A 26,427-nucleotide genomic window follows, 5' to 3' on the forward strand; every position below is an offset into this window, starting at 1 on the left:
GGCCAAATTTATAAACTACATTTATTTCTCAAATAAATTACTATCTAATGAGAAAAAAATTACTGTTTTTATTCGTACTTTGTTTTGGTATCACTCACGCTCAAAAGGACTACTTGAACTATGAAAACCTTACTAAAAGTCTAAAAGAGCTTGACGCCAAAAGTAAATATTGCACTGTAAAATCAATTGGTAAAAGTAGTGGAGGTAGAGAAATATGGGTAGTAACAATTTCCGAATCAACCACTCCAAAACCAGCTTTGCTTATCACAGCCGGGCTTGACGGAAAATACCGTGCTGGTACACAGATCACCTTAAAAATGATTGATAACGTATTGAAAAACGAGAAGTTAGCTGCGATTTTAAAAGAAAAAACGATTTATTTTGTTCCTGCTGTAAATCCGGATGCCATAGATGCTGCTTTTGGTGCTGTAAAAATGGAAAAGCGCGGTAACGATAACAAAACAGATGATGACAGAGACGGTAAAATAGGCGAAGACCCTTTTGAAGATTTAAATAAAGATGGTTTAATTACGCAACTTCGGATTGAAGATGTAACAGGAAGTTTCATTGAAAGCCCAGAGGATTCCCGTGTTTTAATAAAAGCAGATCCAACAAAAAATCAGGTTGGCAAGTATGTTTTAATTTCAGAGGGAATTGATACCGATAAAGACGGAATGTTTAATGAAGATTTTTCAGAAGGAGTCAATATCGACAAAAATTTTACTTTTGACTATCCTGCTTTCGAAAAAGGGGCAGGAGTTTATGTAGCTTCTGAGCCAGAAACCAGGGCACTTCTTGATTTTTTATATTTGAATCAGAATATTTATGGTGTACTTACTTTTGGGATGCACAATAATTTATCTGAGACTCCAAAGTATGATAGTAAGTTAGCTAGTTCTAGAATTATTAAAGGATGGTTAGAAAAAGATAGTAAAGCAGCAGAGCAGGTTTCTAAATTATATACCCAAAAAGCGACAATCAAAGGCGGCCCTAAAATGCCGATGACCAAAGGAAATTTTGCGCAAACCGCTTATTTCCATGCAGGGAGATTCAGTTTTTCAACACCAGGCTGGTGGGTTCCTAAAGTAGAGGCTAAAAAAGATTCGCTGTATTCTAAATTAGAAAAGCCAGCAGAAAAAGATAAAGAGGAATTAAATTCAGAAGTCTCTTTTTTAAAATGGGCTGATAGCCAAAATATAAAAAATGTTTTTGTTGACTGGTCAGTTATTAAACATCCTGATTTTCCAAATCAAAAAGTAGAAGTAGGAGGTTTTATCCCTTATGCTCTGAATAATCCACCTGTGAAATTTTTAGAAGAAACAGCGAATAAACATGTGCTTTTTGTGGAAGAACTTTTGGCAGCCATGCCAAAAATTGAAACAAATGTTCCCGAAGTAGAAAAGATAAAGGAGAACTTATACCGAGTCACTATAAAAGTGGCCAATAAAGGGTTGCTGCCTACTTATACTGAAATAGGAGATAAAATCCGATTTGTTTCTAAAATGAAAACAGAAATTCTACTCCAAAAAAATCAAATCATGGTTTCTGGCAGGAAATATTTTATCCGTAATAGTATGCAAGCGGATGAATCAGAGGAATATTCATGGCTGATTTCAGGTACAGGAAAAGTGACGATCACTACAGGTTGTGCCACTGCAGGATTTAAAGAGGTAATTGCTGATTTGAAATAATAAGTTGACTTCAAAAAAATAAAAAAGGATATTGAATCCTCACCGATAAAAAGTAAAAAAATGAAAAAATACATACTACTCAGCTTGTTCAGTTTTATTTTTTGGGTTACTAATGCTCAAAAAAATGGTATTGCTCCACAAGATTTAAATGGCATCCGTGCCATTGGTTCCCCTGCTAATCCCAAAGTAAAAATGACTTGGGATCAGTACCATGATTATGCACAGGTGACTCAGCTAGGAAGTGATTTGGTGAAAGCCTATCCAAATTTAGTTAAAATGGAATCCGTAGGGAAATCCTATGAAGGAAGAGATCTTTGGGTATTAACGATCTCTGATTTCGATTCCGATAAAGTTGAAAACAAGCCTGGTTTTTATATCGATGGCGGAATTCACGCAAATGAAATGCAAGGTGTTGAGGTTGCCATGTATACGGCATGGTATTTAGCGGAAAGTTTTCAAACTATTAAATTCATAAATACTTTATTAAAAGAAAAGGTGTTTTATATTGTAATGACTATCAGTCCTGACGGGCGGGAAAATTTTATTTACAAACCGAACAACTCTAATACCTCTCGTTCAGGAATGCGTCCTTTTGATAATGATGGTGACGGTCTGGTAAATGAAGATACGCTTGATGATTTAGATAACGACGGGAATATCGTGATGATGCGTAGAAAATCAAAAATAGGACGATGGAAAACAGATCCTAAATATCCTACTCGCATGTATCAGGTCAAAGGAGATGAAATAGGAGACTATGAAATGTTAGGGTATGAAGGTTTAGATAACGATAAAGATGGTTTAGTAAATGAGGATTTGATTGGGACGTATGATCCAAACCGAGATTGGGGATGGAATTGGCAACCTAATTATGTTCAAAATGGGGCATTGTTTTATCCAGGTACACTTCCTGAAACCCGTGCTATAAAAGCCTTTATTATCAATCATCCCAATATTGCCGGAGCACAAAGCTACCATAATTACGGCGGAATGTTTTTAAGAGGTCCTGGCGCTGCAGAAGACGATGCGTTATTTGCTCCACAAGATATTGAAGTGTACGATAATATTGGAAAGTTAGGGGAAAAAATGATTCCGGGTTATAATTATTTTGTAATTCACAAAGACTTGTACACTGTTTATGGTGGAGAAATTGATTTTTTGTCTTTGACTCGAGGGATATTTACTTTTAGTAATGAATTGATGACTTCCTATAAGTTATTTAACCAAAAAAATACCGCTGGACGATGGGATAATGATGAATTCAATGAATTTGATAAATACCTGTTGTTTGGTGATGGCTATGTAGAATGGAAGGCGTTTAATCATCCGCAGTTTGGCGATATTGAAATAGGAGGTCCTAAAAAGAATTACATTCGGAATCATCCGGGGTTCATGATCCAGGAAGATGCACACAGAAACATGGCGTTTTCATTGTACCATGCGTATCAGACTCCAAAATTAGAAATTGTAGGTATTGAAACTGAAAAGCTTTCAGGGGATTTAGTTGCTGTGACTGCCACAATTATGAATACAAGGATCATTCCAACCCATTCGCGACATGATGTAAAAAACAAGATAGAGCGTCCTAATTATATCAGTTTAGCGGGTAGTACCGTTGTAGCGGGTATGACAGTTCAAAACGAAGATTTGAATTTATTTACAGAACAAAAATTCAGTCCAGAGACCATTGCAGTACCTATTATTGAAGGGATGGGTAATGTAAAAGTAAGATGGATCGTTAAAGGAAATCCCTCAGGTGCAATGGTAAACGTTTCCAGTGCCAAAGGCGGAACAGTCTCTGAGAAAGTAAAATAGATAAATACTACTGTGGTTTTTAATCAGTACAAACGTGTAATTTGTTTTAGAGTGAAGTGCTATTCAGTACGCTTTAAAATGGTTTCTAAAAACCCAGACTAGCTCTGGGTTTTTTATTTATAATTGTTTTTTAATAATCGCCTCGTCCTTTAAATCTAGGATCATCTCTTTTGATAAATTCCGTTCTTCTTTTTGGTACTTCTACTTTTGGTAAACTGGCTTCTTCGGTTTTGATCGAAGGTTCGATGAGTTCGTTTAATTCTTTGATTTCGGCATCAGTCAAATCACGGAAACGACCCACAGGAATGTCCAGCGAAATATTGATAATTCGGATGCGTTTTAATGCCGTAACTTCATACCCCAGGTATTCGCACATTCTACGAATTTGACGGTTTAAACCTTGTGTCAACACGATTTTAAAAATGGTAGAACTAATTTTTTCTACCTTACATTTTCGGGTGACGGTGTCTAAAATTGGTATGCCATTTCCCATTTTTTCAATAAAACGATCGGTGATGAGTTTGTTGACCGTTACGGTATATTCTTTTTCGTGATTGTTTCTTGCACGTAGTATTTTATTGACGATATCGCCGTCATTGGTCATAAAAATCAATCCTTCACTGGCTTTGTCTAATCGTCCTATAGGGAATATACGTTTGGGGTAATTGATGTAATCTACAATATTATTGCGAACCTCCAGATTTGTAGTGCATTCGATTCCTACCGGTTTGTAGAAAGCAAGATAAATAGGTTTTTCGTTTTTCTCACGGATTAGTTTACCGTCAATACGCACTTCATCATTTGGTGAAACTTTAGTGCCTAATTCCGGTACGACTCCATTGAGGGTTACTCGACCTTCTGCAATGATTTTGTCAGCTTCGCGGCGGGAGCAATACCCGGTTTCTCCTATGAATTTATTGAGTCGTTTTAGATTTTCTTCCATGATACAAAAGTAATGAATTTGGAAATAGTTATAGGAGTTTTGTATAATCTTTGTCATTTGGACAAAGCAGAAATGGCATAACGATAATACTATTCTGATGGTGTTTGTTCTACTCCGTTTCAAATAAAAAGCGGGAGACTTTTTTATACAACCCATCGTCATGCATGCTATGCCCTAACCCATTAGTTTCAATGAAAATAGAATTTTTCCAGGTGCTGGCTATTTTTTTTCCTTCTTCAAATAAAACAACTGTATCATTAGTGTCATGAGCGATTAATCCTTTTGTTTTTATTTTAGTAGCAAAATGCTTGGCTGAGAATTTTTCAAGTTTTAGTTTAAAATGGTGTAGATAATGTGCTTCAAGTCCTTTTGAAATTTTAGAGTTTAAACTCAACATTGCAATATAATTATCGAGAATAATTTTGAAATCACTCGGCGATCCTAAAATCACCATTTTCTCAATAGTGTTGTTTTGATAAACAGATTGATAATACAAGCAGGTTTTTCCTCCTAAGGAATGGCCAATTAGGTATTGCGGTTTAAATTTTTGAACTATAAAATCAATAGATTTCGCATATTGGGGAATATTAAATTCCTTTCCACTTGATAAGCCATGAGCAGGAGCGTCGATTGCTATGATTGTACTACCGGATTTTTTTAAATAGGGTACCATTTTTTTCCAGCGTGAGGCATTGCTTTCCCATCCATGCACGAGGAGTATTACAGTATTATTTCCTTTCCAAGTATAGGTTTGAATGTCGTGTCCGTTATGCTGAAAAGTTTCCGCAGCTGTTTCTTGTAGTATTTTAGGAAGTTTTGCAGCAGTAAGCCTGCCTTCTCGGGGTTCGCTAAAAAGAGAATAAGCAAGTTGGGTTGCCTTGTCAAGAAATACGTAGCTTAATAAATTTACGTATAATCCAATAGTTTTAGTAAACAGATAATAAAGTATTTTTTTCATAAAAAAAAAGTCCCGATTGGTATCGGGACTTAACTATAATTAGAATTTAGAAAACAATTGTTCCATTTTCTCTTTTTCTTCGTCAGCCAATACACTGTCGACTAATATTCTTCCGGAGTGTTCATCAGTAATGATTTTTTTTCTGGAAGCAATTTCTACCTGTGTTTGTGGGGGTATCGTGAAGAAAGATCCTGCAGAGGCTCCTCTTTCGATAGAAACAACAGCTAAACCATTGCGAACACTTGTTCGGATTCTAGTGTATGCTTTTAGCAATCGTTCTTCTATTAAAGCTTGGTATTCTTGTGATTTCTCAGTTAAGAACGCTTCTTCTTTAGCTGTTTCTGCCATAATGGCGTCTAACTCTGATTTTTTATGCTTTAAGTGATTTGACTTCGCTTCTAATCTTTCTTTAGAACTAGAAATTACTTCTTTCTTGTGTTCGATTGAAGCTTTCATTTCTTTAATTTGTTTTTCAGACAACTGAATTTCTAATTCTTGAAATTCAATTTCTTTAGTCAACGAATTAAATTCTCGGTTGTTACGAACCGTTTCTTGTTGCTTAGTATATTTTTTGATGGACTCTTTGTGCTCATCAATTGCATTCTTTTTTACTTTGATTAGATCCTCAACAACTTCGAGTTCTCCTTTCAGTTTTTCTGAACGGGTGCTTAAACCTGCAACTTCATCTTCTAAATCGTCTACTTCTAAAGGAAGTTCTCCTCTTACGTTTCTGATTTCGTCAATTCTAGAGTCAATAAGTTGTAAATCATAAATTGCTCTTAACTTGTCCTCAACACTTAATTCTTTCGTATTCGCCATATTCTATAAGTACTTAACTGGATTTGAATTTTCTTCTGATAAAATAACTGCAAAATTAAGGATTTTTTTCCGAAGATACTCAACAATATAATTTTTTGTATAACGTTCGCTTTCAAAATGTCCTATATCGGCCAAAAGCAACTTGTTTTCGGCCTCATAAAATTGATGGTACTTCAAATCGGCAGTCAAATAGGCGTCTGCTCCGGCCTGAATTGCATTTTTTATGGCAAAACTTCCCGCTCCGCCAAGCACAGCTACTTTTTTAATTGTTGCACCTGTAAAACCGGAATGCCGAATTCCGCCGCACTCCATTTTTTCTTTTGCAAAAAGCAGAAACTCTTTTTCATTCATGGGATTTTTTAATTCGCCTATCATGCCTAAGCCAATATTTTGGTGTTGGTTTTGCAATTCATAAATTTCATAGGCCACTTCCTCATAGGCGTGGCTATTGAATAAGGCTTTCAGGATTTTTTTTTCTAAATGTTTTTCGAAAGTGACTTCGATTTTGATTTCGTCACCTTGTACAAATTCAAATCGTTCTCCAACCTGCGGATTGCTGTGCTCGTTTCCCATATAGGTTCCAATTCCTTTCGAATTAAAACTGCAATTTGCATAATTCCCAATCGTTCCCGCTCCTGCGTCAAAGAGGGCATTTCGTACTTCTTCCGCATTTTTAGGAATCGTGTAGGTTACTAATTTCCGAATGAAGTTTTGCTTTGGAATCAGGATTTTAGTATGTATTAATCCTAATGCATCACTAAATATTTTATTTACACCTTCTTGATGATTGTCTAGCGCAGTGTGAACGGCATATATAGCTATGTCATTTTTTATGGCTTTGATAACAGCGCGTTCCACGTAGTTTTTACCCGTTATTTTTTTCAATCCAGAAAATAAGATGGGATGAAAACAAACCACCAGATTGCATTTTTTTGCAATTGCTTCGTCAATTATATTTTCTAAAGCATCATGGCAAACTAAAATACCTGTAGCCTCCGTTTCCTGATCGCCAACCAATAGTCCTACATTGTCAAAATCTTCAGCATAGGCGAGTGGCGCCATTTCTTCGAGTACGTCTATTATTTCTTTGATTTTCATGTTTTTGACTCTGATTTACACAGATATATATTTATACACAGATTCAAAGTTATTTTTAATTTGCGAAAATTTGTGAAATCTGTGTTAGATTTTTAAATCAAAGATAATTTATTCTACTTTCGTAAAATGAATTTACTTCGAAAATTACTATTCCCTTTTGCCGTTTTGTATGGTTTAGTAACGTGTATTCGAAACTTTCTTTTCGATAAAGGGGTTTTAAAATCATACTCGTTTGAATTGCCCATTATTGCTGTTGGGAATCTTAGTGTTGGAGGAACCGGAAAAACGCCCCAAATTGAATATTTGATTCGCTTGCTTTCGGATAAATATAAAATTGCTACACTAAGTAGAGGCTATAAAAGGCAATCTAAAGGTTTTATTTTGGCAGAAGCCACTTCGAATGCGGAAACCTTGGGAGATGAACCTTTTCAGTTTTATCAAAAATTCCCATCGATTCAAGTTGCGGTTGATGCCGACAGAAAAAATGGAATAGAGCAATTGCTTTCGCAATCCATAAAACCAGAAGTGATTTTGCTTGATGACGCTTTTCAACATCGAAAAGTAAAAGCGGGTTTTTATATTTTATTGACTTCTTATGGTGATTTATATTCGGATGATTGGATGTTGCCAACCGGGAATTTACGCGAAAGCCAAAGCGGAGCGGCAAGAGCGAATGTGATTATGGTGACTAAATGTCCTCATAACCTTTCATTTGAGGAGCAGGATGACATTAAAAAGAGGCTAAAAGTTGGTAAAAATCAAGAATTATATTTTACTTTTATAGCATACGATGGTTATATTTATGGTGAAAATTTAAAGATAAAGGGGAATGAAATTCAAGATGCTGCTAAGGTACTAGTGGCAGGAATTGCAAAACCGGAACCATTTTTCGCCTATTTTAAGGATACTAATGAGGTCTGTTTGTCTTTTCCGGATCATCATAATTTTACCGATAAAGACATTTTAGAAATTAAAAAGTTAGCTCAAAACAACATGATTATCACTACCGAAAAAGATTATATGCGATTGAAAGGAAGTTTACCAAGCGGACAACTCTTTTATCTGCCTATAAAAAGTACTTTTATTTCCGGGAGTGAAAATTTTGATAAAACAATTACAGATTATGTGGGAACAAGTACAGGAAACCGTTAGTTACATTAAGCAAAGAATTGATTTTACGCCAGAATATGGTGTGATTTTAGGATCAGGATTAGGGAGTTTTACCGATGAAATGAAGGTAGAATATACACTGCCCTACAATGAAATTTTAAATTTCCCTGTATCGACGGTACCAGGTCATAAAGGGGCCTTGGTTTTTGGAACAATAGGCGGTAAGAAAGTAGTGGCCATGCAGGGACGGTTTCATTTTTACGAAGGCTATTCGATGACTGAAGTGACTTTTCCGGTGCGAGTGATGAAGTTTTTAGGGATTGAGAAATTAGTGGTTTCAAATGCATCAGGCGGTGTGAATCCGGCTTATAAAGTAGGCTCTATTGTGATGCTTACGGATCACATCAATATGACGCCGGAGCACCCTTTACGTGGGAAAAATGACGAACGTTTTGGACCTCGTTTTGTAAATATGAGTGAGCCGTATTCGAGAAAAATGATTGCAAAAGCGACTGAATTAGCTAAGCAACTTCATATCGAGGTTCATGAAGGAATTTATCTGGGGCTTCAAGGGCCTACTTTTGAAACTTTGGCTGAATATAGAATGGTCAAGATTCTTGGTGCAGATTGTGTTGGGATGTCAACCGTTCCTGAAGTAATTGTGGCCCGTCACATGGATCTGGAGACCTTTGGAATTTCTGTAATTACGGATATGGGTAATGAAGAAAGTATTGGCACTATTTCACACGATGAAGTATTGGAAGCAGCAAAAAAAGCTGAACCGCAAGTGAGGAGTCTTATTAAAGAATTGATTTTAAACTATTAATGACTAGATGTATTCAGCGATTGTTATGTAAAATTCCTCTGGGGCGAACGGTTTTGTAATGACTTCATTCATTCCAAAAGACAAGAGCATTTTGCGGTTTTCATGCAATGTGATCGCCGTAAACGCTATGATGGGGGTGGTTTTATCAAATATTCTAATCAATTCTGTAGCGATTGTGCCGTTGATACCCGGTAAATGAGCGTCCATAAGAACCAAGTCAAATTTGCTTTTTCGAACTAAATCAATGGCATCTTCCCTATTGTCAACTAATTCACAAATGATTCCTTTATTGATGAGTATCTTTTTAGTGATCATTTGGTTGATTTTATTGTCCTCTACCAAAGTATTTTTTATTCAACAATTTTGAATCATAGTTTGCTTTTGGTTTGGTTTCTTCTTGTAGTGGTTGTTCGCTTATTTTAAAGTCCAGCAGGAATGAAAATGTAGATCCTTCTCCTAACAGTACTTTTTAGTTTAATTTGGCCGCCCAGTATTTTAATTAATTTTTTTATGATAGTTAATCCTAGCCCCGTGACGCCATATTTTTGATTTACTTCTATGGGACTTTGGGAAAAATTGTCAAAAACACTTGCCAGTTTATCTTCGGGGATTCCAATTCCGGTATCAGTAATTTCATAATATAAAGTTGCATTTTCATTCTGCAAAGAGTGCAGTTTGGTAATTACGTGTACGGCTCCGTTTTGTGTAAATTTTAGCGCATTGTTGATTAAATTTCATTTGGGTTTTCTACCAATAACAAATGGGTAATTCCGTTGATGGCATTCAGAGGGGTTTAAAACTTGAAAATAAAGTCGCGCTCTTAGAGAACGTTTCTATGGCGTTATCATACTCTTTTAAATCAAAATAAATTTTACCCAGATTATAATTCTGAAGTGCTTGATCTTCTATGTTTTTATTTCGAGTCGCATAAAGGATTGCTTTTTGAGGGTGTAGCAGTGCCTCTTTTAATTGTTAGTTTGAATGCTGGAGTTCCTTAACTAGTGTAATATAAAATACTGTCCGTTTTCTCTGTAGATTGAGGAAACAGTGAGGAGTAAAAAACAATAATAAACACGAAAAAATAATTCATTTGTAATTAAATTTTTTCGTGGTTATTTTCTGTCAATAGTATTAGGTCAATTATTCTGGATGAATAACCAATTTCATTATCATACCATCCAACTACTTTTACCATTTTATCAATAACCGAAGTGAGTTGAGCATCGAATATACAAGAATTTTTATTGCCAATGACATCAACTGAAACAATTGGGTCCTCGGTATAATCTAAAATACCTTTTAAAGTAGTTTGTGCAGCATTTTTGAAGGCGGCATTTATTTCCTGTATTGTTACTGTGCGCTTTACATTGAATGTGATGTCAGTCAAGGAGCCGTCAGGGACAGGTACCCGGATGCCGCAACCGCCAATTTTACCTTCAAACTCGGGAAATATTTTTGTCAACGCTTTTGCAGCGCCAGTTGTTGTGGGTACAATAGATTGACTTGCTCCTCTGGCGCGACGCAAGTCTTTATGTGGTTGGTCGTGCAGACTCTGGTCTGTGGTGTACGAGTGAATCGTAGTAATGTAGGCTTGTTCTATACCGCAAAGGTCATTGATTACTTTGATCATTGGAGCGGCATTATTGGTAGTACAGCTGGCATTTGATATAATGGTTTCCGTTCCGTCAAGTATACAGTCATTGACACCTAAAACGACTGTTTTGATAGTGTCTACTTCTGATGGTGCGGAAAGGATTACTTTTTTGGCCCCAGCCAAGATATGGGCATTCAGCGCTTCAAAAGTCTTGTATTTACCTGTGGATTCGATTACGTAATCAATGTCTACACTTTTCCAGTCCAGATTGGAAATGGTTTTTTCATGGAAAAACAAAAAATGATTTCCGTCTACCAGAATTCCTTTTTCATCATCGCTGACCGTAAAGGGTAACACCCCGTGAATACTATCATATTTCACTAAATGGGCCATTGTTTTCTTGTCGGCAATATCATTTATGGCAACAACTTCTATTGAGGGATGGTTTAAAAGTAATCGGAATAAATTTCGGCCGATTCTTCCAAAACCATTTATGGCTATTCTAGTTTTCAAATGGATTCATTTATTCGTTTATTCGTTTATTCGTTTATTTGGTTAACCGATTAAACAAATAAACGAAGAAACTATTTATAATATATGTTTTTGTGCTTTGTAAGAGGACCGAACTAATGGTCCGCTTTCTACATGACGGAACCCTAGTTCTAAACCAAATTTCTCGTATACTGCAAATTGATCGGGTGTTATGAATTCTTTTACCGGCAAATGTTTTTTGCTGGGTTGCAAGTACTGACCTATTGTAACAATATCCACATTGGCTTCCCGCAAGTCCCGCATGGTTTGAAAAACTTCGGCTTCCTGCTCGCCCAGACCTAGCATAATACCTGATTTTGTTCTCTTAATTCCTTTTTCTTTCAAGTAGCGTAATACGGCTAAACTTCTGTCGTATTTTGCCTGAATGCGGACTTCACGGGTTAATCGGCGTACCGTTTCTACGTTATGCGAAACTACTTCAGGATTGGCTTCTACGATACGGTCAATATTTCTTTCGATACCTTGAAAATCAGGAATCAGCGTTTCCAGTGTTATATTGGGGTTCATTCTTCGAATGGCTTTTACGGTTTCTATCCAAATGATTGAGCCGCCATCTTTTAAGTCATCTCTGTCAACGCTGGTAATCACGGCGTGTTTGATATTCATGATTTTGATAGAACGCGCTACCTTCTCGGGCTCATCCCAATCTACGGTTTCGGGTCTTCCTGTTTTTACCCCGCAAAAACCACAAGAGCGCGTACAAGTGTTTCCCAGAATCATAAAAGTTGCTGTTCCTTCACCCCAGCATTCACCCATATTAGGGCAACTTCCGGAGGCACAAATTGTATTTAAGCTATATTTGTCCACTAAGCCACGAAGCTCAGTGTATTTTTTTCCTATTGGGAGTTTTACCTTCAACCATTTTGGCTTTGCAGTTGGTAAAGTATTTTCTAAAACTATTTCCATATTTAAATTTTCAAAGTACAAAGATAAGGAATAGAGTTTATTTGTAGATTCGTTTCGTTGTTTATTTGAATAAAGAGATACGGATACTTTGGCAGTACTAGAGTCGCTTTTCTTAGGAAGTAGTCGTTCTGATTTTCGGTATATCCATGCTTTTTGCTATGTTTCTCGAAATGGCGGCAAGGGATACCACTACCATCAGAGCTCAATTAGATTAAGGTACACTCGTAAAAAAAATCAGGTATAAAAAAGCTTCAAAATGAATGGAATCTTTTTTATATCTGCTATTTGTTTTCTATTTCATTTTTGGAATTATTCAATTTGTTAGAGTTTTATGGAATAATGAAGTATATGTTTTTCATGGTTGTGAAGATGTAGAAAATTCTCAAGGATATGTAAGTAATTATAAAGAAGGAGATATTATAGGAAGACCGTTAGTTTATTTTACTTTTTTTGGAATAGTGACGAGTCTGATAATAGACATATATTGAATTTAAAAAACAAGATAAACTTTTTAAGTAAGTTACCCTTTTTGATATTTCCAATAATAATTTTGGGGCTTTTATATTTTTTTGGTTTAGATAATAAATTTGAAAATCAAAAAATAGATTTGCTATATTTTTTAAGATAAATTTACCTTCTACTTTTAATGATTTCTGCCAATAATTTCTTGGCACGAAGCAACTTAATTTTGACATTACTTAGCGGCTCATCAATCTTGTTTGCAATTTCCTGGTAACTCATTTCCTGAAAATAACGCAACTGTATCACCTCTTGATAATGGGGTTTCAATTCTTTAATGAATTGCAGTAATCGGGAAAGATTTTGTTCCGTTATCAATTCATCTTCCGCAGATGGAGTAGTGTCGGCAATATTGTAGGCTTGCTGGTCGTGTTCATCGGTAATTTCTACAAAAAGACTCGATTTTTTTTTCCGCAATAAATCGATGTGAACGTTTTTTGCAATAGCAATAAGCCAGGTGTTGAACTGGAATTCCGCATTGTAAGTGGCTATTTTATCAAAAGCTTTCGAGAACGTCTCAATGGTGATATCTTCGGCATTGGTTTCGTTTTCGGTGCGTTTCAGCATAAAACCATATACTTCATTCCAGTAATGATTCAACAGAAAAGTGAAGGCAACTTGATCGCCTTGTTTTGCTTTTTCTATCTGTTCGTTTATTTCCAATGGACTGGTTTTGAGAATGTATTTGTTATAAAAATATTGATTTGAGTAAATAGCAATACCAATTCAATTATTGGATACCAATATACAACATCTTTTTCTTTTAATTTGCCTGCCGAAAATCCGATGACAATCCATGTTACAAGATACCGAAGCGCAATTAAACTAAGCACTAATATCCATTGGAATTGAAAAGACAGCAATACAATGGGCAATAAAATGAATAACAATTGCGAACAGTAAAACAGACCTAATTGTAATTTATCAAAAGGTTTGTAATAATTTGCCGTAGCCACATGTCGCCTTTTTTGAATCAGCCAGTCTTTGTAAGTTTTTTTTGGTCTGGAAAGCGTAATGCTTTCCGGCGTGAAAGCAATAGTGGTATTTCTAGCATTTGCCGCCTGGTTTACAAATAAATCATCGTCACCGGAACGAATTTGCATGTGATCAATAAAACCATTTACATTGAAAAACTCTTCTTTTTTATACGCTAAATTTCTTCCTACACCCATGTACGGATGTCCTGTTTTTGCCCAGGAAAAATATTGAATCGCGGTTAACAAAGTTTCAAAACGAATTATTTTATTCAGGAAAGAATTGGCAATTTTTTCATATTTCCCATACCCCAACACGATAGTTTTTTGCATCGTAAATTGAGAACTCATGGCTGTTATCCAGTCCTTTGAAGTGGGATAACAATCCGCATCAGTGAATAGTAAATACTCTTTTTTTGCGGCTTTTATTCCTAATGTCAACGCATATTTTTTGTTTCCCCAAAAGGCTTCGTTGTTTTGTACTTTTACCAAACGAATATTTGGATATTGTTTTTCAAAACCTTCAAAAATAGCCAGAGTAGCATCACTTGAGGCATCGTCAATCAAGACAATTTCAAAATCAGGATAGTTTTGTTCCGCCAGTAAAGGGATGAAATTTGCTGCATTTTCTTCTTCGTTTTTGGCACAAACAATAACTGAAATGGGGATTCTTTTTGGTGTTATTTTTTGGATTTTGGCGAAAGCAAATTTCCCAAAAACACCTAGATAATATAAAATTTGAACCGCAATAATAAAAATAAAAAAGTAAAGAATTAGTATAAGCATCTGAGTTTAATGAGTGTTTAAATCCCCGATCCCGAAGCTTCGGGACGGCAGAGTGCAAAGGTATGAATAGAATTATGAATTGTAAATTATAAATTATGATTTTTAAAAGAATTTATAGTGGGCATTTCTTCATCTCATTTGCAACTGCTATTGACTGAAAATCTTTTGTTTTTTCTAACTCAGAAATGATGTTTTGATGGTTTTTTTCGTCTCTGTTTTGAGATAATTTTTTTGTGGCTTGAATTTCAGTTATTTCAATTTCAAAGGCGACAATACCGCGAGTTTGCATCATGGTTTTTTTAGATAAATCTGCTATACGAATCGGGTTTTCAGAATTCTGTTCGTACTTATCGACCAGTTTTTTTAAGGATTCAATGATGGCTTCTCCTTCAATAATTTTTATTTTTCCGTACACATGAACCGCAATATAGTTCCATGTTGGAACATTTTCATGATCGTACCAAGAAGAAGAAATATAACTGTGAGGTCCGGAAAATACAGCTAAAATTTCGTCGTTGTCTATAAAACCATTCCATTGTGGGTTTTCTTTAGAAATGTGCCCACATAAAATTTCCTTGCCTTCTTTGTTGGTTTCCAGTTCCAAAGGAATATGTGTGGCACACAATTTCCCATTGGTTTGATTGATTAAAATACCAAAACTATTCTCTTGCAGAAATTTTTTGATTTCTTCCTGATTTTCGTTTTTGTAGATTTCTGGAGTGTACATTTTAGGATTGGGTTTTTGGGAATTAGGAATAGGGATTAGTAAAACGATTTTAAAATTTATTGGACTAATGCCTAGCACCTAAATCACATTTACTTCGGCCTCAATATGGATGCCAAAAATTTTAAAAATAGTGTCCTGAATATTTTTAGAAACATTCAAAATTTCCTGTCCGGTTGCATGACCATAATTCACTAAAACCAGCGCTTGATTTTTATGGATTCCGGCATCGCCAAAACGTTTTCCTTTGAAACCGGCCTGTTCTATCAGCCATCCAGCAGGAACTTTTACTTCAGTTTCTGAAATATCAAAATATTTCATTTCAGGAAATTTCTTGTAAATTTTTTCGAAATCGGATTTTAACAGAATCGGATTTTTAAAGAAACTGCCACTGTTTCCCAATGCTGCCGGATCGGGTAATTTGCTTTGTCGAATGGTAATTACAGCATTGCTGACGTCCTTTAAAGTCGGATTGCTGATGTTATTTTTGGTTAATTCAGCCGAAATATCGCCGTAAGAAGTATTGATTTTATGGTTCTTTTTAGTCAATTTAAAAACAACTGATGTAATGATGTATTGGTTTTTTATTTCGTTTTTGAAAACACTTTCCCGGTAACCAAAATGACATTCGTCCTTTGTGAAAATTTTTATTTCCTGATTTGCTACCGTCATTGCTTCACAGGAAACAAAAGTATCTTTGATTTCAGTTCCGTAAGCACCAATGTTTTGGACCGGCGTAGTCCCTACATTTCCGGGAATTAGCGACATGTTTTCTAATCCTCCAAAATTTTGATCGATGGTCCAAAGCACAAATTCATGCCAGTTTTCGCCCGCCTGACTTCTGACCCACACAAAGTCTTCGTTTTCTTCAAGGATTTTTTTGCCTTTCAAATCGATATGAATCACAAGGGCATCAATGTCTTTTGTCAAAAGCATGTTGCTACCTCCGCCCAAAATAAATTTTTGCTGCGTTTTATTTTCTTGTAAAATAGTTGTCAAATCCTGTATAGAATGAATGGCGACAAACTGTTTTGCTTTGGCTTCAATACCAAATGTGTTGTATTTTTTTAAAGAGAAATTAGGTACTATTTCCATAAAAGAAAGGGCGTTTTGTGTTGTTGAATCCTGCACCAAAAGTAAGGATTAAAATTTAGTTGCATACGTTTTCATCCAGATATGCATCATAAACAACGGCATTATATACGGCGTCATTCTGGTGTCTCCTTTTTGTAAATTCATTATCAGTTTATGGATGTGAATATGTTCAAAATAAGGGATTTGAAACAGATCACTTTTTGCGAAAGACTCTAGTTCATCTTTAAAGGCATGACTCTTTGTGATATAATCACCCCACGGCGCACTCAAACCTACTTTTCTGAAATTCAGAATTTCATTTGGTAAACGTTCTTCCATTGCTTTTTTTAGAATGAATTTCCATTTTTCCCCTGAGAAGAGCCACTTGTCATCCAATGATCCGAGACCAACAACTAATCTTGGGTCCAAAAATGGTTCCCTGCATTCAATGGATGCGCCCATTGTACAGCGATCGTTCCTGTCCAGAAGTGAGCATAAATAGGTGTGTTGGTCAAAATAAAGGGCTTGTCTCCGTAAGTTATCTGGATACAAAGATTTTGCTTCTTTATAAATTTGTTTTCGGTATTCGTTTTCAGGAGGGGTATTGATTCCAAAAGTTTCCGCAATATCATTTGGATAAATAGTAGAGCCATTATAAATAACCAAATCAGATTTTTTACTAATTTGAGCATAACGCATTAACTTCTCGTAGCGTGGTTTTTTTGTAAAAAAATCTAGATTGCCAATGGCTGCAATAGAATTCAATAATGAGGGATATTGTAGGGTTTTGTAGCGTACATAACCACCCATTAACTCATCAGCACCTTCGCCGGAAAGCAATACTTTTACGGAAGGTTTTGCCATTTGAGATACCGCTAAAAGGTGCGGTTCACTCAAGTGCATGATTGGTTCATCCTGAAAATAAGTGGAACGTAGTAACTGGTTATAAAGATTTTCATCCTCTAATTGCATAGTTTGAAATCCATAATCGAATTTCTCGGCCATCATTTTTGCCAGATGTGCTTCATTGTGTTCTTTCTCTTTGAAACCCATATTAAAGGTCTGGATGCCGTTGTATTTCTGGTGGTGTAACGAGGCTAAAATAGAGGAGGAATCCAGTCCACCACTCAATAAAACACCTACAGGCACGTCGCTTACCATGCGCATTTTAACAGAATCATCAAAGGTTTCCCGAAACCATTCGACTGGATTTTTTATTTCAGGTTGGTTTCGAATTTCATTTTTTAGATTCCACCACTTTTCTGTAGTGGTTTTTCCGCCTTCTTCAATAATTAGGCTATTGCCAGGCAGTACCTTTTTTACGTTTTGGTACAGCGTGTTTTCTCCAGCTACAAATCGGTTAAAAACATATTCTTCCAGTCCGTCTTGCGCCATTTTAAGCGGAACTCCAGCCGTGAAAAGCGCTTTTTGTTCCGATGCAAAATAAAATGTTTCGTTATAAAAAGAATAATATAGCGGTTTAACGCCCATTCTGTCTCGAACAAGAGTCAGCTTTTTTTCTAATGTATCCCAAACAGCAAAAGCAAACATACCATTTAGGCGGTGGAGCATTTTTAAACCGTACAATTGAAATAATTTCATTAAAATCTCCGTGTCTGAGGTCGTTCTGATATCAAATCCATTACTTTTTAACTCTGGATAAAATTCTTTGTAGTTATAAATTTCGCCATTATAAATGAGCACATATCTTCCGTCTTCGGATAGGAAAGGCTGGTGCCCGGCTACTGAAACATCCAAGATTGAAAGTCTTCGGTGTCCAAAACCAATATTGTTTGCTATAAATAATCCTTTGTCATCCGGACCGCGATGTTCCAGAGAATCCCGCATATTAGTAAGAACGCGTTCGTTTACTTTTTTCTGAGATTGTAAATGCAAGATTCCATTAATTCCACACATAATTAATTGGATTGATTTTGGTTGATTAATTCGTGGTATTTATGGGCAATAATCTTCATGTTAATACTATAATCAGCATTTTTTTCAACAATTTTTCTATTCATAGAAACAGCTTCGTTTCGGTATTTATCGTTTTCAAATGCCCAAATTAATTCTTCGGCAAGTTTATTGTAATCATCTACGGGGACTAATTGCCCGTTTTTGCGGTGTTTAATCCAGCTTTTATTTCCGGAAATAGCACTTAAAATTGGATAACAATTAGTTGCCATTGCTTCAAATAAGGATGCCGAAACGCCTTCCGTTACGGGCATACTGATGTAAATGTTTGATTCTTGCAATAGCTTTGGCAATTCCGTATTCAGAATTCTTCCGGTAAAATTGACTTTATTTTCAATGTTTAACTTTTTAGCTAACTCTTTTAATTTAAAAAGTTGTGTTCCGTCTCCTACAATGGTAAGGACGAAATCTATCCCTTTTTGATTTAAAACAGCAAACGCTTTTAAAACAATAGCATGGCAGTATTCAGGCATCAAAGAGCGGGTGACGATAGCGCAAATTTTTTCAGGATTGGCAGTTTTTTGATTGCCAAATTGCACCAAATCAATTCCCTTTGGTAATACCAAAACTTTACTCATGTCAACTTTAGCCTCCAGCATAGATGAAGTCATCGCGGGTCCCCAAGCGTGAATTAAATCGGCTTTTTTGAAAGCGTAATGCTGAATTATTTTTTTTAATGGAAGTGAAATAGATTTTTCCGGCCACAAATCCGTTCCGCCTTGTTGTGCGATTGCAACTGGTTTTACTCCGGACAATGCAGCAAGAAAACCATAACTGGTGGTTCGTTCCGCGATTACCATATCCGGTTTTTGCAGTTGGATTATTTTTCTGATTTTTAAAACAGCAAGTTCAAATTCGAAAATCCGTAGTATTCGGTTCTTAAAACTATCGCTAGGCGTTTTTAATTCCCATGTTATAATTTCGAAATCACCAAATTCCTTGAGTCCATTCATCCAGGTGATGGCATCGGCTCTGTAGGATTCCCCCAAAAAAAGTATCCTTCTCTTTTTTGTCGATATCATTTGAATTACTCGGAAGTTAAGGCTCGATTGATGAAATCGTTCAATGGTTTTAGCACAATCAGTTTTTGACTCATTACGGCAACAAAATCCTTTTTGGCAGCTGCCGAAAAATCAATTTTCTGTGAAGACTCAAAACTCTTTAGTTTTAATAATTCAATAGCCGGATGTTCTTTTTCGTACCCCCGTGGCGGGTTTTTCAGGGTATTTTTTTCATTACGATCAAAGTCGTTAAATTCTTTTTTGAAATCTTTCTTCTCAAGAATAGCTTCCAGATCCTCATGAAAAAATGCTATTTCTTTGCGCATTTTTTTTAAGTCATGGGATTCCGGGCAGTACAATCCGCCGGCAATAAAACTCGCGCCTTTTTCCAGATGAATGTAATAGCCGGAACGATTCAGCCCTTTCGCACCAGACGAAAGCCAGATTCCCAAATGCGATTTGTAAGGCGTTTTGTCCTTAGAAAACCGAATGTCGCGATTAATTCTGAACGTACAATTTTTAATTTCTAGCATTTCCAGCGATGGATCCAAAGGTTTCATGACGTCCAGTAAGTCCCCAACTAGTTGTTGGTAGTCTTTCTTGAACCTTTCGTAGCGTTTTTTGTTTTCCAGAAACCAATCCCGATTATTATTGGCTTTTAAATCATCAAGAAATTGTAGTGTTTCTTTTGAAAGCATCTTGTACTATTGTATTTGTTTTCTTAATTCTTCTTCGCTAATGAAACCGGATTTTCTCCATTTTACTGCTGCTTTTTCATACAATAATAGAGTAGGAAGTTCACTGATTTTCATTTCGGTCATTAAGGTTTTGTTTTTGTCGGCATCCAATCGTATGATGGTTACGCTATCTGCTAGTTCAGTTTGCATTTTTGTGATGTAGGGCGTCATTTTTTTGCATGGCGCACACCATTCTGCATAAAAACTAACCAATACTTTTTTATCAGAGTCTACTGATTTATTGTAGTCCTGCAAAGTCATTCCAGTGATTTTGTTGCTTGGTTTAGACAGTCCTGCAGCGTCCCATTTTAATATTCCGCCTTGTAATTGGTAAACATTTGTAAAGCCAAGTTCTTCCAGTTTTTCAACGGCACTTTGACTTCTTCCGCCGCTTTTGCAGTACACGAAAACAGGTTTTGTTTTGTCTAGTTTTTCGGTGCCTGCAACAAAGCTGTCTCCGAGCCAATCTACATTTACGGCTTTGTCGATATGATCTGACGAAAATTCCGCAGGCGTTCGTACATCCAGAATTTGTGGATTTGGTGTTGCCGCAATTTTTTCGCTAAAAACTTTTGCATCGATAGTTTGACTTTCTTTTGATGCTTGTCCATTACAAGATAAAAAAGCAAAAGATATTATTAATACGAATATTGAACTGAATTTCATTGTAATTTGATTTATAATTGAATACGCTAAATTAGGTGTTTTTTCAATTTTCAGGCCTTATAAAGTACTAAATAAAAGTTATAAGTTGAAAATTTTATAGCTCTGATGGGTCAATTTTAGAATAACTTCCGTACGTTCCGGATGGGTATCTGAAATGAAAAGTTGACCAAAAGTATCGCTGTTGACCATTTCGATTATTTTGGCCACGCGACTTTCGTCTAATTTGTCAAAAATATCATCAAATAACAGAATTGGTTTTACACCGCTTTGTTTTTTTAAAAACTCAAATTGCGCTAATTTTAAAGCGATCAAATACGATTTTTGTTGGCCTTGCGAGCCAAATTTCTTTATTGGATGTTGGTCAATTTCAAAGGCTAAATCGTCTTTATGGATTCCTACACTCGTATAATGTAACGCTCGGTCTTTATTGATGTTTTCCTGTAAAAGGGTCAACAAGTCTTTTTCGAATAAATGGCTTTCGTAAACGAGTTGCACGGTTTCCTGTGAACCCGTTATAGCTTGATGATGGGTATTGAAAATAGGAATGAATTGTTCTATAAATGCTTTTCTTTTTTCGAAAATATAGTTTCCAAAACCATTGAGTTGTTCATTATATATGGAGAGCGTGTCAGTATCGAAAACATGATTTAACGCAAAATATTTCAACAAAGCATTGCGCTGACTCATTACTTTCTGGTATTGAATAAGTTGCTGTAAATAGTGGGAGTCCAGTTGCGAAATCACACTGTCCATGAATTTCCGTCGGGTTTCGCTGCCTTCCACAATCAAATCTCTATCGGCCGGAGAAATAATCACTAAAGGAATAAACCCAATATGATCTGAGAATTTGTCGTAGGCTTTGCCGTTGCGTTTCAATATTTTTTTCTGTCCTTTTTTAAGGCTGCAGACAATTTGTTCCGTTCTTTCGTTTTTTTCAAATGCAGCATCTATAACGAAAAATTCGGCTCCATGTTTGATGTTTTGTACCGCCAATGGATTAAAATAGCTTTTTCCGTACGATAAATGGTAGATTGCATCGAGCACATTTGTTTTGCCAATACCGTTTTTACCTACAAAGCAATTTATTTTAGAGTCAAAATCAAAATTAGCTTCAGAAAAATTCTTATAATTGAACAGTGAAATTTTTTTTAAATACATGGGTAAGGCTTACTGGTATTGAGAACTTTGCTGTTTTTGAACAGACTTTTCAAAGTGGGTGCAAATTATTGAAAAATATCGATAAAACCGTCTTTTCTGTTTTTTCTATGAGAATTATTTTGTCTTTGGAAACAAAGAATCTGATAAGATATTTTTTTTAAATATAAAAGCATATTTTTTGTGTGGGTTTGAATAAAAATTTTATTTTTGCGACTCACTAAATTAAATTTAAATGGCTACTTACAATAAAAGAGGATATAAAGCACCAAAAGAAAAAGAAACAAAAGACGGCGTTGAAGCAGTAGTAGTTGATGATAAGGACAGTACAACAGCAGAAGTATTTTCTAAATTAGATCAAACCGCTACAATAACGGAGGATTGGGTAGCTAAAAACCAAAAAATTATTATTGGATTAGTTGCCGCTGCTACCCTATTTACTATTGGATATTTAGCTTACCAAAGATTTATTGCTGCACCACAACAAGATGAAGCCGCTAATGAAATGTTCGTGGCACAACAAAACTTCCAAAAAGCAACCGATGGAGTTGCAAGCGACTCCTTGTATAAGCTGTCTTTGAATGGTTCAGAAGGTAAATTTGGATTCCTGAAAATTGCAGATGAATATTCTGGAACTGATGCTGGAAATTTAGCTAATTATTATGCTGGAATTGCCTATTTGAATACCGGAAAATATACTGAAGCGATTGATTATTTAAGTAAATTTAAATCGGATGATATTGTTTTAAGTGCGTTGGCAAAAGGAGCAATTGGAGATGCTTATTCTCAAAAAAATCAACCAAAAGAAGCATTAGAGAATTATGTAAAAGCGGCAGGATCTAATAAAAATGATTTTACAACACCACGTTTCTTGTTGAAGGCCGGAAAAACAGCTTTGGCTCTAGGAAATAAAGAAGAAGCATTGAAATATTTTACTGACATCAAAGAAAATTATGAGGGCGCTCCAGAAACTGCTTCAGTTGACGTTTTAATAGGATTGGCACAATAATATAAAAGTTAATAGTCACAGTTTTTAGTTTCCAGAAACTGCATACTGCGACTGTGACTGAAAACTAAATAAGATGGCTACCGAAAATAAAAATTTATCCGAGTATGACAAAAATATGGTTCCAGACGCGAAAAAATTTCGTTTCGGAATTGTAGTTGCAGAATGGAATGACACTATCACCGAAGGGCTTTTTGATGGGGCATTCAAGACATTATTAGAAAATGAAGTTCCTTCCGGACAAATCATACGGTGGAATGTTCCAGGGAGTTTTGAACTTGTCTATGGAGCCAAAAAAATGTTGCAAACTCAAAATGTGGATGCTGTTATTGTTATAGGGTGCGTCATCCAAGGACAAACCAAACATTTTGATTTTGTGTGTGAAGGCGTTACGCAGGGAATAAAAGATTTGAATGTTCAAACGGATGTTCCGGTTATCTTTTGTGTTTTGACAGATAATACCATGCAACAATCAATTGATAGAAGCGGAGGAATTCATGGAAATAAAGGGACTGAAGCAGCTATTGCTGCTATAAAAATGGCTTATATCCGCCAGCAGGCATCCTTGAATCATCAGTTCGATAACCAACAGTTACTGTCTCCCGGTGCTTTGCAAATTGAAAATTTGCCATTGGAATTAAAAGAATAAGAATAAAAATTTATAATTCTTTAACCTATACTATTGCATATATAGTATAGGTTTTTTGTTTTATTTATGATTAAATACGCTACCATTCCCCGTAGAAATTCATTAAATTTGTGCTTCTTGGTTTTATAATAAACTATTGTCGCCCGGAGAAGTCTATACTGAGCGAAGTCGAAGTACAGTCAAAGGGATAAACTTTAAACCTAATTTTTTTAATGTCGAGTATAATTCAATTACTTCCGGATCATGTTGCCAATCAAATTGCTGCTGGCGAAGTCGTTCAAAGACCTGCTTCGGTAGTCAAAGAATTGCTCGAAAACGCGGTAGATGCCAGAGCAACGGATATCAAACTAATTATTAAAGATGCCGGAAAAGCATTGGTTCAAGTCATTGACAATGGTTTAGGGATGAGTGTTACTGATGCGCGTTTGTGTTTTGAGCGCCATGCTACCTCCAAAATCCGTCATGCCGAAGATTTATTTTCACTGCATACCAAAGGGTTTCGTGGCGAAGCATTAGCATCTATTGCGGCAATTGCCCATGTGGAAATGAAAACCAAACAAGATCAGGAAGAACTTGGAACCCATATTATTGTTGAAGGCAGTAAATTCGTATCTCAAGAGGTAGCTGTTTTGCCTAAAGGAACTTCATTTGCCGTGAAAAACTTGTTTTTTAATATTCCAGCACGACGGAATTTCTTAAAGTCGGACACCGTAGAATACCGCCATGTAGTGGATGAGTTTCAGCGTGTGGCTTTGGCTGATCCAAAAATACATTTTACATTTTATCACAACGGCAGTGAAATGTTCAACTTGCCTCCATCAACTTTACGACAACGAATTGTGAATATTTTTTCAGGTAAAACCAATGAAAAATTAGTTCCGGTTCAGGAAGAAACTGAAATTGTAACAATTCAAGGATTTGTAAGCAAACCAGAATTTGCCAAAAAAAATCGTGGAGAACAATTTTTCTTTGTCAATGACCGTTTTATAAAAAGCGGTTATTTGCATCATGCGGTTATGGCTGCCTATGACGGAATCTTAAAAGACGGTGCGCAGCCCAGTTATTTTTTATATTTGTCAGTGCCACCCAACACTATTGATATCAATATTCATCCCACTAAAACGGAAATTAAGTTTGATGACGAACATGCTTTATATGCTATTTTACGTGCTTCCATAAAGCATAGTTTGGGCCAGTTTAATGTGGCTCCAGTGTTAGATTTTGATCGCGATTCTAATTTAGATACGCCGTATCATTACAAAGATTTAGAAGGTGCTACACCGACGATTCAGGTAGATGGCAACTTCAATCCGTTTTCCGAAGAAAAACCCAGTAAGCAATTTTCCAGTTATAGAAAACCAGAACCAACCGCTAATTGGGAAAGTTTATACGTAGGCTTAAAACAGGATACGGATGAAATAGGGCATTTGACTTTCGAAAATGAAGAAGTTACCTCGTCTTTATTTAATGACGAAGAAGTGGAGCATTCTGTTCATAAAACGTATCAAATACATAAAAAATATATTGTTTCCTCCATCAAATCCGGAATGGTAATTGTCGATCAGCAGCGGGCGCACCAACGTGTTTTGTATGAGCAGTTTTTGGTCAATATGACGGTTAATCAAGCCTCAAGTCAGCAGTTATTATTTCCTTTGAACCTATTTTATTCGTCAAGCGAAATGGAGCTTATCGGGGAATTACAATTATCATTAATGAATACCGGATTTGTTTTTGAAGAAAATAACACCGATCATATTGTTATTTCAGGAATACCGGTAAATGTAACGGAGAGTGAAGTTTCACTGGTTTTAGAACAATTATTAAGTGATTTGCAGGACGGAATTCCAGAAAGCAGTTTCAGCCAGAACGATACGATTGCCAAATCGATGGCCAAAAGTTTAGCCGTGAAAACAGGAACACACCTGACAGAAAAAGAACAGGAAAATTTGGTCAACGGACTTTTTGCCTGTAAAGACCCAAATGTTTCCCCATTCTATAAACCCACTTTCATCACCATGCGTGTGGAAGATTTAGATAAAAAATTTGCATTATGAGAAACGTTACTGAAACCGTAAAACAATTAATTATTATCAATGTATTGTTTTTTGTAGGGACACTGATTATAAAAGAGCCCGCCTATAAAATATTAGCATTGTATTTTCCGGAAAACCCAAGTTTTCAATTGTGGCAACCGGTGACGCACATGTTTATGCATGGCGGTTTTATGCATATTTTTTTCAATATGTTTGCGTTATATTCTTTTGGATCTGCTTTAGAGCAAATGTGGGGAAGTAAGAAATTCTTGTTTTTCTATATTTCCTGCGGATTAGGTGCAGCGTTGTTGCATACCGGAGTCAATTATTACTATTTTCAAGACGGATTGAATACGCTAATGGCTAATGGTTTTTCTAAACAAGAAATTTTGCAAATTTTGAACGAAGGTAAGATTGATACCAGATGGCAGGAGATCTTAGCGGTTTCTGATTTTCAGAATTTCACAAGTGCCTATGTGGGTACTGCAGTGGGAGCCTCTGGCGCTATTTACGGAACGATAGTAGCCTTTGCCTTTATGTTTCCTAATGCTGAGTTGTCTTTGATGTTTATTCCTGTACCCATAAAAGCAAAGTATTTTGTTCCGGGTTTAGTGTTAATCGATTTGTACCTGGGTATTTCAGGAAAATCAATTTTTGGTGGTGGCGGAATTGCCCATTTTGCCCACGTTGGTGGCGCCTTATTTGGTTTTATTATTACGTGGTACTGGAAGAAAAATCAGTTCAATAAGAACCGTTGGAATTAAAAGTCTAACAGCTTTTAAAGTAGTATATAACCTAAACAGCAGCTCTTAAATCC

26 protein-coding genes are annotated in these 26,427 nt (G+C 35.9%); 8 read left to right on the forward strand and 18 right to left on the reverse strand.

Going from position 1 to position 26,427, the window contains the following annotated elements; genetic code table 11:
- The first annotated feature begins 47 nt into the window (after positions 1–47).
- On the forward strand, positions 48–1,691 hold the full coding sequence (locus EKL97_RS09885; RefSeq protein ID WP_126568756.1) for a M14 family metallopeptidase: 1,644 nt from the start codon (positions 48–50) through the stop codon (positions 1,689–1,691).
- Positions 1,692–1,751: 60 nt separating this feature from the next.
- On the forward strand, positions 1,752–3,506 hold the full coding sequence (locus EKL97_RS09890; protein ID WP_126568757.1) for a M14 family metallopeptidase: 1,755 nt from the start codon (positions 1,752–1,754) through the stop codon (positions 3,504–3,506).
- A gap of 130 nt (positions 3,507–3,636) precedes the next feature.
- Here EKL97_RS09890 and rluF read toward each other — a convergent pair whose 3' ends face one another.
- From rluF to EKL97_RS09910, 4 genes are all read right to left on the reverse strand, one after another.
- Positions 3,637–4,449 carry a 23S rRNA pseudouridine(2604) synthase RluF gene (rluF, locus tag EKL97_RS09895; protein WP_126568758.1) on the reverse strand — a complete coding sequence of 271 codons (813 nt, stop codon included), beginning with the start codon at positions 4,447–4,449 and terminating at the stop codon, positions 3,637–3,639.
- A 109-nt stretch (positions 4,450–4,558) separates the two neighbouring features.
- On the reverse strand, positions 4,559–5,407 hold the full coding sequence (locus EKL97_RS09900) for an alpha/beta fold hydrolase (RefSeq protein WP_126461526.1): 849 nt from the start codon (positions 5,405–5,407) through the stop codon (positions 4,559–4,561).
- A 39-nt stretch (positions 5,408–5,446) separates the two neighbouring features.
- Positions 5,447–6,226, reverse strand: coding sequence for a zinc ribbon domain-containing protein (locus EKL97_RS09905; RefSeq protein ID WP_126453591.1), 780 nt, complete (start codon positions 6,224–6,226; stop codon positions 5,447–5,449).
- Positions 6,227–6,229: 3 nt separating this feature from the next.
- A complete protein-coding gene (locus EKL97_RS09910) occupies positions 6,230–7,324 on the reverse strand; it encodes a Nif3-like dinuclear metal center hexameric protein (RefSeq protein ID WP_126461523.1) in 1,095 nt (364 codons plus the stop codon).
- A gap of 126 nt (positions 7,325–7,450) precedes the next feature.
- Here EKL97_RS09910 and lpxK point away from each other — a divergent pair, with 126 nt between their 5' ends.
- Complete coding sequence (gene lpxK / locus EKL97_RS09915; RefSeq protein ID WP_126563853.1) at positions 7,451–8,476, forward strand: tetraacyldisaccharide 4'-kinase; 1,026 nt, start codon at positions 7,451–7,453, stop codon at positions 8,474–8,476.
- Positions 8,448–9,260 (forward strand): purine-nucleoside phosphorylase, encoded by an 813-nt coding sequence (locus tag EKL97_RS09920; RefSeq protein ID WP_126563854.1) that lies wholly within the window; start codon positions 8,448–8,450, stop codon positions 9,258–9,260. Before lpxK ends, EKL97_RS09920 begins: the two co-directional genes overlap by 29 nt.
- Positions 9,261–9,263: 3 nt before the next feature.
- Here the strand turns inward: EKL97_RS09920 and EKL97_RS09925 are convergent, their stop codons facing one another.
- The 14 genes from EKL97_RS09925 to recF all read right to left on the reverse strand — a co-directional run bounded on the left by EKL97_RS09925 (position 9,264) and on the right by recF (position 21,925).
- The gene (locus tag EKL97_RS09925; RefSeq protein WP_126563855.1) at positions 9,264–9,575 is read right to left on the reverse strand and encodes a response regulator; all 312 of its coding nucleotides are present in this window, start codon (positions 9,573–9,575) and stop codon (positions 9,264–9,266) included.
- 104 nt (positions 9,576–9,679) lie between these two features.
- Complete coding sequence (locus EKL97_RS09930; protein ID WP_126568759.1) at positions 9,680–9,988, reverse strand: ATP-binding protein; 309 nt, start codon at positions 9,986–9,988, stop codon at positions 9,680–9,682.
- A gap of 55 nt (positions 9,989–10,043) precedes the next feature.
- Positions 10,044–10,217 carry a tetratricopeptide repeat protein gene (locus EKL97_RS16040; protein ID WP_126562342.1) on the reverse strand — a complete coding sequence of 58 codons (174 nt, stop codon included), beginning with the start codon at positions 10,215–10,217 and terminating at the stop codon, positions 10,044–10,046.
- Between the two features lie 139 nt (positions 10,218–10,356).
- The gene (gap, locus tag EKL97_RS09940; protein ID WP_126461511.1) at positions 10,357–11,367 is read right to left on the reverse strand and encodes a type I glyceraldehyde-3-phosphate dehydrogenase; all 1,011 of its coding nucleotides are present in this window, start codon (positions 11,365–11,367) and stop codon (positions 10,357–10,359) included.
- A 75-nt stretch (positions 11,368–11,442) separates the two neighbouring features.
- Positions 11,443–12,312, reverse strand: a complete 870-nt coding sequence (gene lipA / locus EKL97_RS09945) for a lipoyl synthase (protein WP_126453603.1) — start codon at positions 12,310–12,312, stop codon at positions 11,443–11,445.
- A 630-nt stretch (positions 12,313–12,942) separates the two neighbouring features.
- Positions 12,943–13,494, reverse strand: coding sequence for an RNA polymerase sigma factor (locus EKL97_RS09950; protein ID WP_126461508.1), 552 nt, complete (start codon positions 13,492–13,494; stop codon positions 12,943–12,945).
- On the reverse strand, positions 13,485–14,591 hold the full coding sequence (locus tag EKL97_RS09955) for a glycosyltransferase (RefSeq protein ID WP_126461505.1): 1,107 nt from the start codon (positions 14,589–14,591) through the stop codon (positions 13,485–13,487). The genes EKL97_RS09950 and EKL97_RS09955 overlap by 10 nt, the downstream gene beginning before the upstream one ends.
- A 112-nt stretch (positions 14,592–14,703) precedes the next feature.
- Positions 14,704–15,318, reverse strand: coding sequence for an FMN-binding negative transcriptional regulator (locus tag EKL97_RS09960; RefSeq protein WP_126461502.1), 615 nt, complete (start codon positions 15,316–15,318; stop codon positions 14,704–14,706).
- Positions 15,319–15,396: 78 nt separating this feature from the next.
- Entirely contained in the window at positions 15,397–16,410 is a 1,014-nt protein-coding gene (gene murB, locus EKL97_RS09965) for a UDP-N-acetylmuramate dehydrogenase (RefSeq protein ID WP_126555053.1), read from the reverse strand.
- A 48-nt stretch (positions 16,411–16,458) separates the two neighbouring features.
- Positions 16,459–18,306, reverse strand: a complete 1,848-nt coding sequence (gene asnB / locus EKL97_RS09970; RefSeq protein ID WP_126568760.1) for an asparagine synthase (glutamine-hydrolyzing) — start codon at positions 18,304–18,306, stop codon at positions 16,459–16,461.
- A gap of 2 nt (positions 18,307–18,308) precedes the next feature.
- Entirely contained in the window at positions 18,309–19,385 is a 1,077-nt protein-coding gene (locus EKL97_RS09975; RefSeq protein ID WP_126568761.1) for a glycosyltransferase family 4 protein, read from the reverse strand.
- Positions 19,386–19,390: 5 nt separating this feature from the next.
- Entirely contained in the window at positions 19,391–20,062 is a 672-nt protein-coding gene (locus tag EKL97_RS09980; protein ID WP_126568762.1) for a DUF2461 domain-containing protein, read from the reverse strand.
- 6 nt (positions 20,063–20,068) lie between these two features.
- Positions 20,069–20,767: a thioredoxin domain-containing protein gene (locus EKL97_RS09985; protein WP_126562324.1), complete on the reverse strand. Its 699-nt coding sequence runs from the start codon at positions 20,765–20,767 to the stop codon at positions 20,069–20,071.
- Between the two features lie 78 nt (positions 20,768–20,845).
- Positions 20,846–21,925 (reverse strand): DNA replication/repair protein RecF, encoded by a 1,080-nt coding sequence (gene recF / locus EKL97_RS09990; protein WP_126461484.1) that lies wholly within the window; start codon positions 21,923–21,925, stop codon positions 20,846–20,848.
- A gap of 232 nt (positions 21,926–22,157) precedes the next feature.
- Between recF and EKL97_RS09995 the strand changes: the two genes are divergently transcribed.
- The 4 genes from EKL97_RS09995 (at position 22,158) to EKL97_RS10010 (ending at position 26,374) form a co-directional block, all read left to right on the forward strand.
- Complete coding sequence (locus tag EKL97_RS09995) at positions 22,158–22,931, forward strand: tetratricopeptide repeat protein (RefSeq protein WP_126568763.1); 774 nt, start codon at positions 22,158–22,160, stop codon at positions 22,929–22,931.
- A gap of 73 nt (positions 22,932–23,004) precedes the next feature.
- Positions 23,005–23,577: a 6,7-dimethyl-8-ribityllumazine synthase gene (gene ribH / locus EKL97_RS10000; protein ID WP_126563861.1), complete on the forward strand. Its 573-nt coding sequence runs from the start codon at positions 23,005–23,007 to the stop codon at positions 23,575–23,577.
- A gap of 212 nt (positions 23,578–23,789) precedes the next feature.
- Positions 23,790–25,631: a DNA mismatch repair endonuclease MutL gene (gene mutL, locus EKL97_RS10005; protein ID WP_126568764.1), complete on the forward strand. Its 1,842-nt coding sequence runs from the start codon at positions 23,790–23,792 to the stop codon at positions 25,629–25,631.
- A complete protein-coding gene (locus EKL97_RS10010) occupies positions 25,628–26,374 on the forward strand; it encodes a rhomboid family intramembrane serine protease (RefSeq protein WP_126453633.1) in 747 nt (248 codons plus the stop codon). The genes mutL and EKL97_RS10010 overlap by 4 nt, the downstream gene beginning before the upstream one ends.
- The last annotated feature ends 53 nt before the right edge of the window (positions 26,375–26,427 follow it).

The organism is Flavobacterium sp. LS1P28 (assembly GCF_003970335.1).
GTDB lineage: Bacteria > Bacteroidota > Bacteroidia > Flavobacteriales > Flavobacteriaceae > Flavobacterium.